This window comes from Psychrobacter sp. PL19 (genome assembly GCF_017875835.1).
In the GTDB taxonomy this organism is placed as follows: domain Bacteria; phylum Pseudomonadota; class Gammaproteobacteria; order Pseudomonadales; family Moraxellaceae; genus Psychrobacter.
In genome coordinates, this window is record NZ_JAGING010000001.1 from 1,191,302 (window position 1) to 1,206,863 (window position 15,562).

At 43.3% G+C, this 15,562-nt stretch carries 10 protein-coding genes; 1 reads left to right on the plus strand and 9 read right to left on the minus strand.

What is annotated here, in order from left to right; genetic code table 11:
• Window positions 1-97: 97 nt before the first annotated feature.
• The 3 genes from H4W00_RS04840 to trmB all read right to left on the minus strand — a co-directional run bounded on the left by H4W00_RS04840 (window position 98) and on the right by trmB (window position 4,422).
• Window positions 98-1,183 carry a regulatory protein RecX gene (locus H4W00_RS04840; RefSeq protein ID WP_209956487.1) on the minus strand — a complete coding sequence of 362 codons (1,086 nt, stop codon included), beginning with the start codon at window positions 1,181-1,183 and terminating at the stop codon, window positions 98-100.
• Window positions 1,184-1,224: 41 nt separating this feature from the next.
• A complete protein-coding gene (gene recA / locus H4W00_RS04845) occupies window positions 1,225-2,301 on the minus strand; it encodes a recombinase RecA (RefSeq protein WP_209956488.1) in 1,077 nt (358 codons plus the stop codon).
• A gap of 1,233 nt (window positions 2,302-3,534) precedes the next feature.
• Window positions 3,535-4,422 (minus strand): tRNA (guanosine(46)-N7)-methyltransferase TrmB, encoded by an 888-nt coding sequence (gene trmB / locus H4W00_RS04850; protein WP_209956489.1) that lies wholly within the window; start codon window positions 4,420-4,422, stop codon window positions 3,535-3,537.
• 250 nt (window positions 4,423-4,672) lie between these two features.
• Between trmB and H4W00_RS04855 the strand changes: the two genes are divergently transcribed.
• Window positions 4,673-5,602, plus strand: a complete 930-nt coding sequence (locus tag H4W00_RS04855) for a DUF2628 domain-containing protein (protein ID WP_209956490.1) — start codon at window positions 4,673-4,675, stop codon at window positions 5,600-5,602.
• A 152-nt stretch (window positions 5,603-5,754) separates the two neighbouring features.
• Here the strand turns inward: H4W00_RS04855 and H4W00_RS04860 are convergent, their stop codons facing one another.
• From H4W00_RS04860 to H4W00_RS04885, 6 genes are all read right to left on the minus strand, one after another.
• Window positions 5,755-7,644 (minus strand): monovalent cation:proton antiporter-2 (CPA2) family protein, encoded by a 1,890-nt coding sequence (locus H4W00_RS04860; RefSeq protein WP_209956491.1) that lies wholly within the window; start codon window positions 7,642-7,644, stop codon window positions 5,755-5,757.
• Between the two features lie 73 nt (window positions 7,645-7,717).
• A complete protein-coding gene (locus H4W00_RS04865) occupies window positions 7,718-8,446 on the minus strand; it encodes a hypothetical protein (protein WP_209956492.1) in 729 nt (242 codons plus the stop codon).
• Window positions 8,447-8,664: 218 nt separating this feature from the next.
• Window positions 8,665-9,792, minus strand: coding sequence for a cation diffusion facilitator family transporter (locus tag H4W00_RS04870; protein ID WP_209956493.1), 1,128 nt, complete (start codon window positions 9,790-9,792; stop codon window positions 8,665-8,667).
• Window positions 9,793-10,128: 336 nt separating this feature from the next.
• A complete protein-coding gene (locus H4W00_RS04875) occupies window positions 10,129-12,387 on the minus strand; it encodes a primosomal protein N' (RefSeq protein WP_209956494.1) in 2,259 nt (752 codons plus the stop codon).
• A gap of 197 nt (window positions 12,388-12,584) precedes the next feature.
• Window positions 12,585-12,965 (minus strand): Rid family detoxifying hydrolase, encoded by a 381-nt coding sequence (locus H4W00_RS04880; protein ID WP_209956495.1) that lies wholly within the window; start codon window positions 12,963-12,965, stop codon window positions 12,585-12,587.
• Between the two features lie 212 nt (window positions 12,966-13,177).
• On the minus strand, window positions 13,178-15,364 hold the full coding sequence (locus tag H4W00_RS04885; RefSeq protein ID WP_209956496.1) for a RelA/SpoT family protein: 2,187 nt from the start codon (window positions 15,362-15,364) through the stop codon (window positions 13,178-13,180).
• Window positions 15,365-15,562: the final 198 nt, after the last annotated feature.

The following is a 15,562-nucleotide window of genomic DNA, read 5'->3' on the forward strand; positions in this document are numbered from 1 at the left end:
TTACTGAATATTATTACTGAATATTATTAAGCATTATTGATGACAGTTAGTCCTTAAACAGGCGCTAACAATCTAAGCTAAAAGCGCTCCTCTTAAGCTAAAAGCGTTCCTCTAAATTGTCTAGGGTATAGCGGAGCGCTTGGAAACAAATATCAGTATTGAAGCCGCGGTATTGTAAAAACCGTAGTTGTTTGGCTTTGTCCTTTTGTTCAGTGGGTATGTCATCGCCATATTTCTTAATCCGGGCAATAACAGCGAGCTTGAGCCAATCAACGCCCTCAACCAAGCTGTCTGGGTTGTCATCAACAAACTCTCTAAACTCATCAGATTCTGCGTTTGCCATGTCAATTAGCTCATCTATATTGCTGGGCATGGCTATTTTTTTCTGATAAAAATCTTGCTTGATACGACCGCGGCCCCGACCTTTACGAATGCTTTCACGGATCAGCATCAAGGTAGTTCGGTAGTCACTCTGATAGCCTTTACTCTCAAATTCTTCTAGTAACGCGTCAATCTTGTCAGGGTTTTGTTCTTTATCAATCAGCTTTTGCTTAAGCTCCGCCTTGCCATGTTCGCGGCGTGATAAATAATAAAACGCCAACCACCGCAAACGACTTTCGGCTTTAATAGCGTCTATATCTGCTTGCCGCTGTTCAGGAGTACGTAAGTAAGCCTTAAGCGCAGAGGGTAGGTTATCGATTTCTGTACTTGCTATATTAGCCCCTGACTCAGTATTTATCTCTAAAGTACTACCTGCTTCTAAAGTAGTGTCTCCTTCTAAAACATTATCGGTCACATTTTTATCATCGTCATGAATCTCACGTTTTATCTCAGCTAACATCTCCTTGATACTTTGTGCTGCAGGAGGCTGATAAGTTGGTGCATCACTAGGGTCAAGCGCAAAATTTGCTGCAGGATGGAAGCGTTTCTTTCTCTTTTTAGACTTGGTTTTAGAGTGGGAGGAGGTAGCAGTAGAATCAAAAGTAGTAGAGTTATCAGTATCAGAAGATCGCTGATCTTTTGAATTTAGGGACTCTATCTTGGATTCAGCGGGGCGCGTATTAGCGTCACTATAAGCTTTAGAGGATGGTTTTTGTTTGGTGAGTTTTTGTTTAGACTCAGACGAGTTAGCCGAGTCAGAATTTGACTCGGCTAGGATTTCAGCTAATGTTTTAATCTTCATAACAGTCAGTCAATAGTCAATAAAGGGCAGATGATAAACAGTTATTGTACTGGTGCTGCCTCTAATTCTTTATCAGCTTTTAATTCTTTATTGGTCTTAGCTGTATCTGGTTCTTTACTATCATCAGCCACACCCAATTTTTCAGCGCGAATTTTAGCTTCAATCTCTTCAGCAATTACAGGATTTTCTCTCAAAAATATCACTGAATTGGCCTTGCCTTGACCGATTTTTTCATCGCCATAGCTATACCATGATCCAGCTTTGCCCACTGCGCCTATCTCAACACCCAAATCAATGACTTCGGCTAAGTGATTGGTCCCTAGACCATATGTGATTTCAAATTCTGCCTGACGGAATGGCGGTGCCATTTTATTCTTAATGACCTTAACTCGGGTTTGGTTACCGATAATTTCATCGCCATTTTTGATCGCGCCAATACGACGAATATCCATACGTATAGAGGCGTAGAATTTCAGTGCATTACCACCAGTGGTGGTCTCTGGGCTACCAAACATCACACCAATTTTCATACGGATTTGGTTAATAAACACCACCATACAGTTAGAGCGCTTGGCATTACCTGTGATTTTACGTAAGGCTTGGCTCATCAAGCGGGCTTGCAGACCCATATGCGAATCGCCCATCTCGCCTTCAATTTCGGCGCGCGGGGTCAAGGCTGCAACGGAGTCAATTACGATCATGTCGATAGCACCTGAACGCACTAACATATCGGTAATCTCAAGCGCTTGCTCACCATTATCGGGTTGAGAGACCAATAGGTCATCAGTTTTTACCCCAAGCGCTCGAGCGTAGACTGGGTCTAGTGCATGCTCAGCATCAATAAAGGCGCAAGTACCGCCTTGTTTTTGACACTGTGCAATCGCTTGCAGGGTCATGGTGGTCTTACCTGAACTTTCAGGACCATAAATTTCAACGATACGGCCTTTAGGCAGGCCGCCAATACCTAGGGCAATATCTAGTCCTAACGAACCGGTTGAGACCACATCTACATCTAATGCTGTAGAGTTATCGCCCAAATGCATAATAGTGTTTTTGCCAAATTGCTTTTCAATTTGACCTAATGCTGCTTTAAGAGCTTTGGCTTTATTGTCGTCCATACTGGATTCCTTTGTCATCAATGAGTCATTTGGAACTATAAATTTATAATAGCTTTGGTAGTCAATAGCGCTGATTGAATGGTATTTATCTTCGATTGGCTTGATCTTAAATTATAAAGTGGCACCCATCATTAAAACGTTATGGGGCAAGGTATAGCATAATTTTTTCACAGATTATGCGGGACATATCACTCTACTATACAGTAAAAGTAAGTCATAAAAGGAGCAAAAATAAGTTCAGAATAACGGTGCATTTCGATAGATTTTGGGTGAGTTACTAGAAGGGTCGTGGCCTGTTGAATATTTGATCAGCTACTCTCTACTTGATCAGATAAGGCAATTATAGCAAAAATTAAGGGTAACGTTAGCGGTAAGTACATGCTAAACGACACTGGATGTCGCATGCTATCTACTGACTTTTTATAGAAAAAAAGATAAAAAAATCATCCTTATAATATAATTTGGGAACAGCTATTGAAGCCATTTGTCAATAAAATTATAAGTTGTCCACAGTAAATAAAAATTATTTATTTAGCAATTGTGAAACATAGCTAAGATAATAATTTATTTTAAACAAATTAAAAATAAATTATTATGTTTATATATTAAATATAAGTTATTGATTTTAAAGTATTTATTTTTTGTATAAAAAGTAACCAATTTTACCTTAACCTTTAAGCTATCAAGGCAGATACGTGTCAAGTGCCGACTTATCCACATGGTTATCCACAGCTTATGGGGAGAACTCATGTAGCCCTTCTATTACCGAGGTTTGCGCAGATCAGGAAAGATACTACAGCGGTGAATAAAGCCTATTCGGGTGCCAATTAGGGACAAGCAAGCCTACAAAAAATGAGGCAGGAGTAATGTTTCACATCTTATAGGCTTATTGGTTTTAGTGATTAATTAGGGTCACATCCACCAAGTAGTGGTTATAACGGACTGTTACGATACTTACTAAAAATAGCAAGCACTCTGTATGCGCTAATCATGCAAGGACATTAGCCAATATTAGACCTGAAATAACAGCCAGTCAAATAGAGTACACAAAAAAGCGGCTGTGTGTATCAGCCGCTACATTTAAATGTTATCAAGAGTAAAACTACAGTCTGCTCACCACAAGACTGCTATGGTATCAACCTCGCTGACCGTACACAATTAGGTATCGCTCGCGCTTGATTTTTTAGTATCAATGCTATTTATATCTTTGTGGACTGCTGACATAAACCGGCTTTATTCTTTAATATAGATCAAATCCCAAACACCATGTCCACTTTGCAGTCCACGACGTTCAAATTTAGTCATCGGACGAAAGTCAGGGCGCAGCGTAAAGTTACCCGTACCAGCTTGGTTGTTTAACCCGGGTAAGTTATCCAACACTTCAACCATCCAAAAGGCGTAATGTTCCCAATCAGTTGCAGTATGAAACCAGCCGCCCTGTTTAAGACTACGGGTAACGATTGCCATACGTTCTGGGCTGACAAAACGGCGCTTATAATGGCGCTTTTTTTGCCATGGATCAGGGAAGTAAAGTTGGATGCGATCAATATGATTTTCTGGTAGCTGCTTTAGCAATTGCACGGCATCACCATTAATAATTTTGACATTAGTTAAGTGTTGCGTACCTGCCATATAGGCACACTTGCCAATACCTGGCTCGTGCACTTCGATACCCACAAAGTTACGCGCTGGGTCAGCAGCTGCCATTTCGATGAAGGAGTCACCAAGCCCAAAACCAATCTCTAGCGTAAGTGGCGCGTCACTACCATTAGGTGTATCAGCGAACAGCGTACGCAAGTCATGAATCTCATCAAGATTGCCATCACCGAAGCTATTATTAACCAAATACTGCGCAAAATCTGGATCTGTTAATGCCTGCTCGGCATTTTTATTCATGTGTGTACGGCGTTTCATAAAGGTGTTGACGATACGAATACGCTTGCTTGGTTCAGTCTTGGACTCGGTCTCAGTAGTTTCAGCGTTTAGGGCAGGCGCGCCCACATTACCGTCGCGGTCCTCGTGTGGGTCATTAGCTGAGTGAGGCGTTTGGTGGTTAGCAGTATTGAGGTTATCGTCGTCAGGGGTACTGAGGTTATCATTGGTATCGGAATGTTGACTCATAGGGTTACTAGTGCTTTATAAAGTGATGGGTATGAGCGTATTATAAGTTAAATAATTTCTAGTGTGAACGACTATCATACTTTAGCTCCTTTGCAGGGTCTTATACGGATTTAAAGGTCTTGATTTTAGGAAGTTTTTGCAAGGTTTGATTTAAGAGTTATTGTATACATTCATTTTAGCGTTGTCATATAATAGAGGTCTGCTCACATACGTTTTATTGACCTTTTAATGACTAATAGAGCCTACTGCCATGTTATTTATCGAGACGGATTCGCCGCCACCGTTTTATCAAGAACGGCTAACGCCTACTAAACGCAAACAGCTGGACCAATGGTTTATTGGACATCGTACGCAAAGCTATTATCTCAAGCGTTTTGAGCAATTTGATAAGCAGGGATATCTATCACCAAAATGGCACTGGGCTGCATTTTTTATTACCTTTCCTTGGCTGCTCTATCGTAAGCGTTATATGGACGCGCTTGTCTACAGTGTAGCGGGTTGGTCGTTTATCCAGCTCAATGTCGTTATGGCGCTGGTGTTTGTTGAGTTTGCGATAATATCCTATATTCCAGATGCTCATCATATGGCAACCCGCATAGCTATTGCAGGAATAATTTGGTTATTCTGGGCATTTATGGTGGCACGTTGGACTGATGCTTATTACTATCGTGTGGCGCGGCGTGAAATTGCTGATGCGCTCGAAGACAATCCGCGTGACGAGGCGGCGCAAAAAGACCATTTAAAACGGGAAGGCGGGGTCAGTCTATACGGATTAGGACTGGGCTTTGGGTTCTTTGCTTTTGCACTGATGGTAATTTATGTGCAGTTTTTACCCATTATCGCTAAGCCAAAAGAGAATGAGGTGCTGTTTAATACTTATGACATTGCCAAAACCACGCAAAATAGAGTGGCATTACTCTATCAGCAGACCGGGCGGTGCCCTATTGACTTACCACTGAACATCGATGAGCCGCAGGTGCGTATTCAAATTACTACTCAAGCAGCTGGCGCGCCTAAAGCAGACTGTGTGGTATGGGCGACCATTCAAAATGTTAAGTTTCCAATTCGTCACCTGAATGATCAGACATTGATGTTTTATCACAATGTTGATAACAATAGCTGGCGTTGTACAAGCTCGCTGAATAAGAAGCAAGCGCCTGCCTACTGCATTGATGATTAGGCTCTGGTGTTTATAAATACGGCTAAATTATCATGGCTAGACCATGAGCGTTTAGCCATATTCAAGTTTTGTCGCCAATTGACGGGTGTCTGGTTTGATAGCTATTTAACTAGATAGTTATTGGATTAGATAGCTATTTGATTGGACAGTTACTAAGTTTTAGGGTCAGTAGTGATATCGTCTGAGCTATTATCAACAGGGGTTGCTTGGTTCTTAAGAGCCTCATAAAAATCACTTAAATCCATCTTACGGGCTTTATCAATGTCCTCGTCAAATAAACTTTCAAGCTCTGCCATGGCCGACTGGGCGGATTCAATCATGCGCGCTTCATCATCGTAGATGGCTTGTTGACGTTCAATTAAGTCGTCGTCGTAATCACGAAAGGTTTTAATGGTTTCGTGCGCTTTTTCAGGTGAGATACCGAGCAACTGTAGTGATTCACGCGACATATCCAAAGACGACAAATAGGTCTCACGCCAAATATGGCGAACCCCAACCTCACGTAGCCGATAGTAATGCTGCCTATCACGGGCACGCGCCAGCACAATCAAATCAGGATAGTTTTTACGGAGGTACTCAGCCGTAGTAATAGAGCGTTCTAAATCATCAACGGCAATGATAAATATTCGGGCTTTACTGATCCCAGCAGCACGTAGGATTTCAGGGTTTTTTGGATCGCCATAATAGACTTGGTTACCAAATTTACGAACAAAATCCACTCGATTCGCTGAACGTTCAATAGCAGTGAATTCAATGTTGTGCATGCGCAGTACGCGACCAATAATTTGCCCAACCCGCCCAAAACCGGCAATAATCACCGGATGCTCATGATCAGGAATCGTATCATATTCAGGACTTGGCTTGCCCTTCGCAAACAGAGGCTCACCAATTTTTTCTAACAATAAAAATGCCACTGGGGTGAGTGCCATAGAAATAGTCACAATCAGATTGAGGGTATTGGACAGTTCAGGTTGCAAGACATTTTGTGCACTAGCCACACTGAACAACACAAATGCAAACTCACCACCCTGGGCTAAGGTGACCCCCAAGCGAATACTGGTCGGCCAGCGATTACCTGATATCTTGGCAATAGCAGTCACTACGCCGAACTTGACTAACATCAAGACAATGGCACAACTAATGATAAATACTGGCTGCGCCATAATGAGTTTGACATCGGTAAGCATACCTACCGACATAAAAAACAAGCCTAGTAATAGCCCTTTAAAAGGTTCAATACTGGCTTCTAACTCGTGACGATACTCTGAGTCAGCAAGCAATACCCCGGTCAAAAATGCACCCAAGGCCATCGACAGACCGATCTGTCCCATCAATATTGATACGCCCATCACAATAAATAGTGCCACAGCGGTCAATAATTCTGATGCGCCACTTGAGGCGACAAATTTAAAGAAAGGTCGGACCACATAGCGGCTAGCAAAGATGAGACCGGCAAACACAGCAACCACTTTAATAAAGTAAATTAAATCGTAGCTTTGTTCGCGCACGCCTGACAAAAACGGAATCACAGCTAACAAAGGAATAACGGCGATATCTTGAAATAACAAAATGGTAAAGGCTTCACGACCATGCGTGCTGGATAGCTGTTGTTTTTCGGTGAGGATCTGCAGTACAAAGGCGGTAGAGGACAGCGCTAAGCCAAAGCCGACAATAAAAGCAGTATCTAACTGTAGGGAAAAGTAACGATATAGAATCGCCATTAATAGCGTACCGGTCAGACCGACTTGCAAGCCACCAAGTACAAATATCGAACGACGTAGCGCCCATAAGCGTGAGGGTTGGAGCTCAAGCCCGATAATGAACAGCAGCATGACTACGCCAAACTCAGAAAAGTGTAATAAGCTTTCGGCGTCGCCTGCCACATCTAATGCACTTGGCCCTAATATTAGTCCAGTGATTAGATAGCCTAAAACGGTTGCAATACCAAAGCGTTTTCCAAGTGGTACAAAGAGTAGCGCTGCGCCCAAAAAAATCGTAGCTTGTAACATTAAATTTGGTGAGCCGGCGGCGGCAGCGAACATCTTAGCTCCTTAATAGTTACTATGAAACCAGCAATATAAAATTAGTACAACAATAAAAAAACCTCAATATAAGCTACTTTTTATGATAGATCTTCCATATGCTGTTGTCCGCGAGCGGATTATTATAAGCATCGTTACGGCGCTTACGCGGTGTTTGCCGACTATCAACAATTTTAAAATCAGGTAAGGCCTGGACAATCAGCCCAGTGCGATAGAAACGGATGCGTTCAGGTTCCAACATCTCACCTTTATGGTCTCGACAAAATACATAGGCGCGCAAGTCAATAAACTCACGATGTGCTACTAGTCGTGCCTCATCATCGTTATCAAATACCGCTGATAATCGCTCAAGCTCTTGTGGCGTATACTCACCACATTTATCAGTTAGCGCGCCTACTGAGCCGAAGCTTTTGGACTCTTTAGCATGAGTTTTGGTTAGATGTAGACGCTGAACATGATAAATAAATTGGGGGATTTCAAGGCTGGCAGGTAGCGGTAAATGATCAGGTGGTAGATAGGCGGCAGGATAAAATGCCATAGCACGGTCAAGCAGGTTTTGCCAACGCTGCTGATAAGCTTGCACTTCGGCTAAATTACCTTCATAGATAGGCATATCACGGATTTGACGTAAAATATCAGGTGGAAACTGCTGCTTACGGAAACTCGCAATATCTTCTTGCAGGGCGGATAGCAAAACTTTGGCGTGTTTTTTAGCCTCTTTTGAGATAGGCTCGTCAATATCACCGTCTATAGGGCTGCTAATATAATTGGGAGCAACAAAGGGAGCTGAGCGTCTAGACATGGCAGTAATTCATCAGGTAGAAGTTAGTAAGTCATTCAAATCTATATGGTTTATAGCAGCGAAAATGGGCGAACGGCTGGCTATGCTATTTTAGCAACTATTTTAATATGCTAACACAACCATATAAAGCCGCGTAGATTTAATGTTGGTTAAATCATACTTTAGTGACTGAATCAATTAACGATAATTATCACTTATCATTTAACAGGTATGAATGCTCAGTGAGAATGACCCTGATGTCCACCATTATTGCTCATTGGACGCTCTGCTATGCCACAGACTAAGGCATCGCCATGGGTTTGAGTATGTGGGTGTGTGAGGCTTTCAACTTGAATGGTCGTATGACTGATACTCAGCTCTTGTAAGCGTTGATCTAGCTCAGCGATTAATAGGCTTGCTTCATGAATGCTCATGTCACTATCAACAACCACATGACAAGATAGCGCGTTGAGACCGCTAGTAATGCTCCAAACGTGTAAATCATGTATTTTCTGTACTTGTGAATGATCCAATAAGCTTTGCTCAATTACCTCTAAAGATAGGCCTTTTGGCGTGCCTTCCATTAATATATGCACCGAATCTCGGACTACACGATAGCCGCTGAATAATATCAGCACGGCAACGATGACTGAGGCCGCTGCATCTGCCCATATCCAACCAAAGCCCATCATTAATAATGCAGCAATAATGGCGGCGACTGACCCTAGCAAGTCGCTCAAGACGTGCAAGTAGGCACTTTGCATATTAAGGTTGGCAGGTTTTTTCGTAGCAGATTTCTTATGGTCAGCTGTCTCTACATTATCAGCAGATAGTTCAGCTGTAGTTGGGCCATGGCTGTGCCCGTGACCCTCGCCATCGTTGCTACTGCGATGCATTAACCACGCGACTAAGATATTGACCAGCATACCGATGGTAGCAATGATCAGCATACCTTGGGTCGCAATGTCTGGTGGCGAGTTGAAGCGCTTAATGGCTTCGTAAAAGATCATCAGGGCGATAACCACTAGGGTTATACCGTTAACGCTAGCAACCAAAATTTCAAAGCGTTTATAGCCAAAGGTCTTTTGACGAGTAGCCGCTTTTTCACCGATCTTGAATGCCATGAGTGTGGCACCCAGTGCCACCGCATCACTGAGCATATGACCGGCGTCCGATAATAATGCCAAGCTACCGGTTAGCCAACCACCAATCGCTTCAATAAACATATAGCCAGTAATAATGATAAAACTAAACAATAAAGTGCGTTGGTAACCTTTGGTATTTGGTGCTGCCGTGCTTGCGGCTGCAGCATGATTATGGCTATCATGGCTGTTGTTTTGTTCAAAATCGGGAATTTTTGCGCTCATAACAACACTCAAAATAATGGAAAATTCACAACTGCTACTTTAAGCCGATCATAACAACAACCATAACCTTGGCATAAAGTAGCAAAAACGAACTCGTCTAGCGTTATGTATTGCTAGACAGATGAAGGGAATCTAGCATATTTATTTATTAGAAGCTGTAACAGCGAAGTAAAAATAACGGGGATTAATAAAAATTTGACAGTACCTAATATTACTACTGTACTCTAGTACCTAGTCGAAACCAGACAAGTAATACCAGACAAACGAACGCCAACATCACACCAAGTACAGTAGGCGAGTCTGACGATATGGCCTATTTATATAGGGTTGACTATATCACCAACCGACTGGATCAATATCTAAAGTTAACTTGAGGTACTTGCTACTGGGCATGGCCAGTACCGGCTGCCACCAGTGACTTAAAACACGATGTAGCTGCTGACGATCTTTTGCTAATAATAAAAGTTGAGAGTGGTAACGGCTGTTTTTCTTACTCATAGGGGCATCAATAGGGCCGAGTACCGCTAAATGATGTGCAGCTGGCAGGCTGGCAATGGCGTCTTTAAGCGCTTGAGTGGTCGCTGCCAGCGTCTTACCTTCGCAGCGTATTAAAGCCGCGTGGCTATAAGGGGGTAGACCCATCATTTTGCGCTCTTGTAACAACTCGCGTGCGAAGGGCAAATAGCCATCTTTGACTAGTTTTAGCAGTAGTGGGTTGTCAGGTTGTAGCGTTTGAATCAATACCCGCCCAGCCTTATCACCGCGCCCGGCACGTCCAGCAACTTGAATCATAAGTTGGGCAGTATGCTCCGGTGAGCGAAAGTCGGCGGACAAAAATCCACGATCGGCATTAGGCAGGCATACTAGAGTGACGTCGGGAAAATGATGACCTTTAGCGACCATTTGCGTGCCGACTAGGATTGCCGGTTTGCCCTGATTGATCTGCTGGTAAATCTTCTCCCAACTGTCTTTACGGCGCGTGGTATCGCGGTCAATTTGAATAATAGGATACAGGTCTTTACTGGTTTGTGGGTTGGCAAAGATAGCGTGTAGGTTTTCGCTTAGTCTCGTAGTTCCCATGCCCTTAGCGTTTAAATTTTGGCTGCTGCAATCAGGACAAGCAGCTGGAATATAAGCCTGCCAGTCACAATGATGGCACTTCAAGTAAGAGCTGTGCTGTGCTTGGCTGCTATAGTGCACGGTTAAATGGGCATCACAACGCGGGCAGTCCGCTTGCCAACCACAAGCCTCGCACAACAAGACAGGGGCATAACCACGTCGATTTAAGAATATCAACACTTGATTGCCAGCTTCTAATGTTTGCCGAATGGCGCCAATTAGTGCATCAGTCAGGCCAGTGTCATAGCGTGCACCATCGTCTTGTGCTTGCTGGTGGGTGCTTTGCAGCCGCGCATCAATAAGTTGCATCGTAGCAGGGTTAGCATTGCCAGGACGGGTGCGTAGTTGGCATTCAATGAGTTTGCCATCATCGACTAGCTTTAAGTGTTCAAGGGTGGGGGTTGCTGTGCCGAGCACCACGGGAACATTACATTGTAGTCCGCGATATAAAGCAACATCAGCAGCATGATAACGCAAGGTGTCTTGTTGCTTATAAGAAGCATCATGGGCTTCATCAACGATAATCAGCCCTAAGTTTGCAAAGGGATACAGGACCGCTGAGCGGGTACCGATAATAATTTGTGCGTGGCCGGTACGGCAATCTTGCCAGCCTTGCATACGGTAGGTATTGGTCATCCCTGAGTGCAATAGCACAATCTGTGCGGCGAAACGGCTGGCAAAACGCGCCCGCGTCTGCGGCGTTAGGCCAATCTCTGGCACCAAGATTAGTACCTGCTGGCCCGCCTCTAACACTGTTTGCATTGCCTGCAAATAGACTTCAGTTTTACCACTACCAGTAATGCCATTTAATAAAATTCCGCTATAACGTCCTGCACTGTGTGCGGCGATAATAGCCTCAACGGCTAGCTTTTGCTCCGTATTCATATCGAGTGGCATTTTGGCTAATGTTACCGCAGTCGGCGTGGCTTTAGGCTCAATATAGCGTTCAATGAGGCCTTTATCTTCTAAGGTCTTTAAAAACGCTCGCTGCATACCTTCTAGTAACAGCACCTCTTCACTCGCACCGCGCTCGCCATGTAGTTTGAGCATATCGAACTGTTGTTTTTGCTTGTTGGCATTCGCACGAAAATCATCGTCATTAATATGTGGCAGGATCCGCCAGTGAGTGATGAGTAAATCGAGCGGTTTGCCTTGGCGTATTAGGCTTGGCAGCATCACTGCCAACACGTCACCAAGCGGATAATGATAATAACGCGCAAGCCAATAGGCTAGCTTGAGCATTTTACTATCTAGAATTGGTTCAGCATCTAAGCTTTGATTGATAGGTTTTAGTTTATTGCTAGGAACGCTGCTATCAGCTTGGGTAATGTGCGCAATGACAATACCGATTAAGGTTTGTCGACCAAATGAGACTTCCACGCGGCTACCGATGCCAGGGATGGCAGAACTATCAGCTGATACGCTATAGTCAAATACCCGATAAAGGGGGACGGGTAAAGCAACTTGTACCAACATAAAGCGCGCTCACAGCCTCGTGAATTCTAAATAATAAAGTTAGAAAGAATAAGAAAAGTGTAGATAACACCATTAAGCCCAAATGTCTGTCGTTGGACTAGAGCAATTTGGGCTTAACTGTTTTATATTAAAAGCTTATGTACTTGATAACTGTCTATACTTTGCTAAAAGGACTTAAGTATTTCTAGCTGTTTACGTTATTCAATGTATAAAATAGACTCAATTTCAACCACGCCGCCTTTAGGTAAGGCCGCAACTTGTACGGCAGCACGGGCAGGATAAGGTTCGCTTAAGTTAGCGGCAAATAACTCATTAAGAGTCGCAAAGTCGTTTAAATCAGTTAATGACACGTTAAATTTGACCACGTCGTTTAGAGTGCCGCCTGCTGCTTCACAAATCGCTTTAATATTGGCAAATACTTGCTTGGCTTGCGCCTCAAAACCATCTCGTAGCTCCATAGTTTCAGGATCAAAGCCCAGCTGTCCTGAAATATAGACGGTGTTGCCTACTTTTACGGCTTGTGAATAAGTGCCAACAGCAGCGGCTGCTTTATCAGTTTGGATGGTTTGACGGGTCATAATATATCCTTATAGTATTTTTGATGCGTTAAGTCGCTAAGTTCTTAGCGGATGAAATTAATATGTTTTAAGTATTCTCAAAGCTAGGGTTAAAGCCTCGTAGCTCCATACGCCCTAACTATCAATAGTGGTCAGCTGCTATTATTAGTACCTGTTATTAGTACCTATTATTAGTTATGAGTATCTGTCATTAAGCGACATTATTAAAGTATTTACAGCTGATACAGTCGTATGATGTTAGGGAAACCCAGTAGCGAGCGTAGCTCACGGATACCTTGTGCTAAATGGTTACGGCTACGAACGATGATGTGGATAATGGTATCACTACTACGCACATCAACAGTTTCGACTCCCATATTCAGTTGGCGCAGATGGTAGATGACTTCACTAATTTGTTCATCACTGAGCGCTATAGAAAGTTTTAAGTAAGCTGGGAAACGAATTTTCCCCCCGTAATCACCAGTTTCGCTTTGCTGGATCGCCTTATCATTACGCCAGCGTAACTGTATAATCTGATAAGGGTTATCCTTACGAATGTCGTCAAGTGAAAAACACTTGTGGCGATGTACGACTAAGCCGTGACGTGATAAATGCCCGACAATAGGATCACCATAGATAGGGTGGCAACAATTGGCAAAATCAAGCTCAACTCCTGCAGTATTCGCAATCAACTGCTGCGGCTGTGCCATCTCATGAGTGTGTTTCTGAGTATGAAGGCCGGTTACTTCATCACTGAACAAGCGTGATACTGCCAGTTGAGGCAGCAAGGTGCCGGAACTGATTTGCTCAAATAGCGCATCTTTTTCGAGCAGACCGCGCCATTCAAGTATGTGGGTCCAGTCGCTATCTGTTAAGTCATCGAGACTTTTTTGGTAGGGTTTTAAGGCGCGATCTAATGCCTGTTTACCGTGGCGTTGCTTATCGTATGCGGATAAATCTTTAAACCAGCGTAGAATTTGTTCTCGGGCCTTGTTAGTAACAACAAAGCCTAGCCATTCAGCTTTAGGCTCAGAATTCTTATCGACTTCAATCTCAATCAGCTGTCCGTTCGTGACCACAGTGCCAAGCTTAGCGTGCTTGCCATCGACGTTTGCACCGACAGCCACATTACCGACCATAGGTCCAACGGCGTAAGCAAAGTCTAGCGCGGTTGCACCCTGTGGCAACTCGTAAGCCCGGCCTCGCGGACTATAACACAGGATTTTACTAGAATGTAGATAATCCATTAACTCGTTGATGGTAGAGACTGCTACTGTAAAATCAGGGCTATTTTTGTCTAAGTTGTCTTCATCGACTAAGTCTTTCATATTACGTAGTGATGCTTGAATAACCGATTGGCTGACATCAGAGGCATGCTCGGCACCGATCACCCCAAGTCGTGCGGCCTTTTGCATTTGCTTGGTTAAAATAGTTACTTTGACAAAGTCATTATCACGCTCATAAATAAGAGTTAGTGACTGATTACCACCAGGCAATGGGCGTCGAATATTGTCTCCAATATGGGTATCATCTATCTGATATTTTTTAATCAGATAATAAGCCAGCTTGTCACACGCCTCAATATTATCGAGCACAATCTCAAAAGCATAATGGCGCAACAAGGCGTTAATTTCACCACGATTACGGAAAAACTGCCGATATATAACCACCCGGTTGTCCAGCACTTTAACGTGTCCGCTAAGCTCTAGATTATTCATGACGATGGTCAGATAGCGATGTACGGACTCTCTTTGAAAATTACGTCCAAGTCCGTGTTGTAACAGCTTGTCAGACAGCTTGTTATACATGTCAGAATCAAGGTTACGATAACACAGTTCTTCAATATAGTCGGCAATATCATTAAGACCCATCAGACGGGCAAATGGCACGTAAAAATCTAGGGTCTCTTGAGCAGTAGCGCGCTGTTTTTCAGGGCGTACGGCATCGAGGGTAGACATATTATGCAGGCGGTCAGCGAGTTTGATAATCAATACTCGCGGGTCAGCAAGGGTCGCGGTAAGAATTTTGTGAAAGGTGGCCGCTTTGTTTTGTTGTTTATTATGAGTAGAGGATTTTAATTTGGTAACGCCATCGACTAATCTAGCGACTATTTTGCCATAACGTTGTTCGAGCTGATCGTCACTAACCTCAGTATCTTCAACGGTGTCATGTAAAATTGCAGCAATAATCGTATCTCGATCCAAGCGAAAGCCGGCTAATATCTCCGCGACCGCAATCGGATGGGTGATATAAGGCTCTCCTGACTTACGTTTGTCTTTGATGTGTGCAATATCACCAAACTTACAGGCATCAACAATATCGCGGCGCTCAGCTGCGTTCAAATAGCCTACTGAGCGTAGCAAATTATATTGCGCTTCATCAACCATATGATGACTGAGTTTGGGGAAAGTTTGGCTCATAAAGGGGGCTATCCTATTCTTCGTTATCTATCTGCCGATCGCTAATCTGATAGTGATTACGTGTTTAACCAACAAGTGATGGTTATTAATATAAATGAGGGCTGACTTACTACTGGAAAAATTCAGATGACTGGAGAAATCTAGAGAACAAGTCAGAAAATTGGGAAACCACCCTCTAATTAATCGTAAATTGAGCTC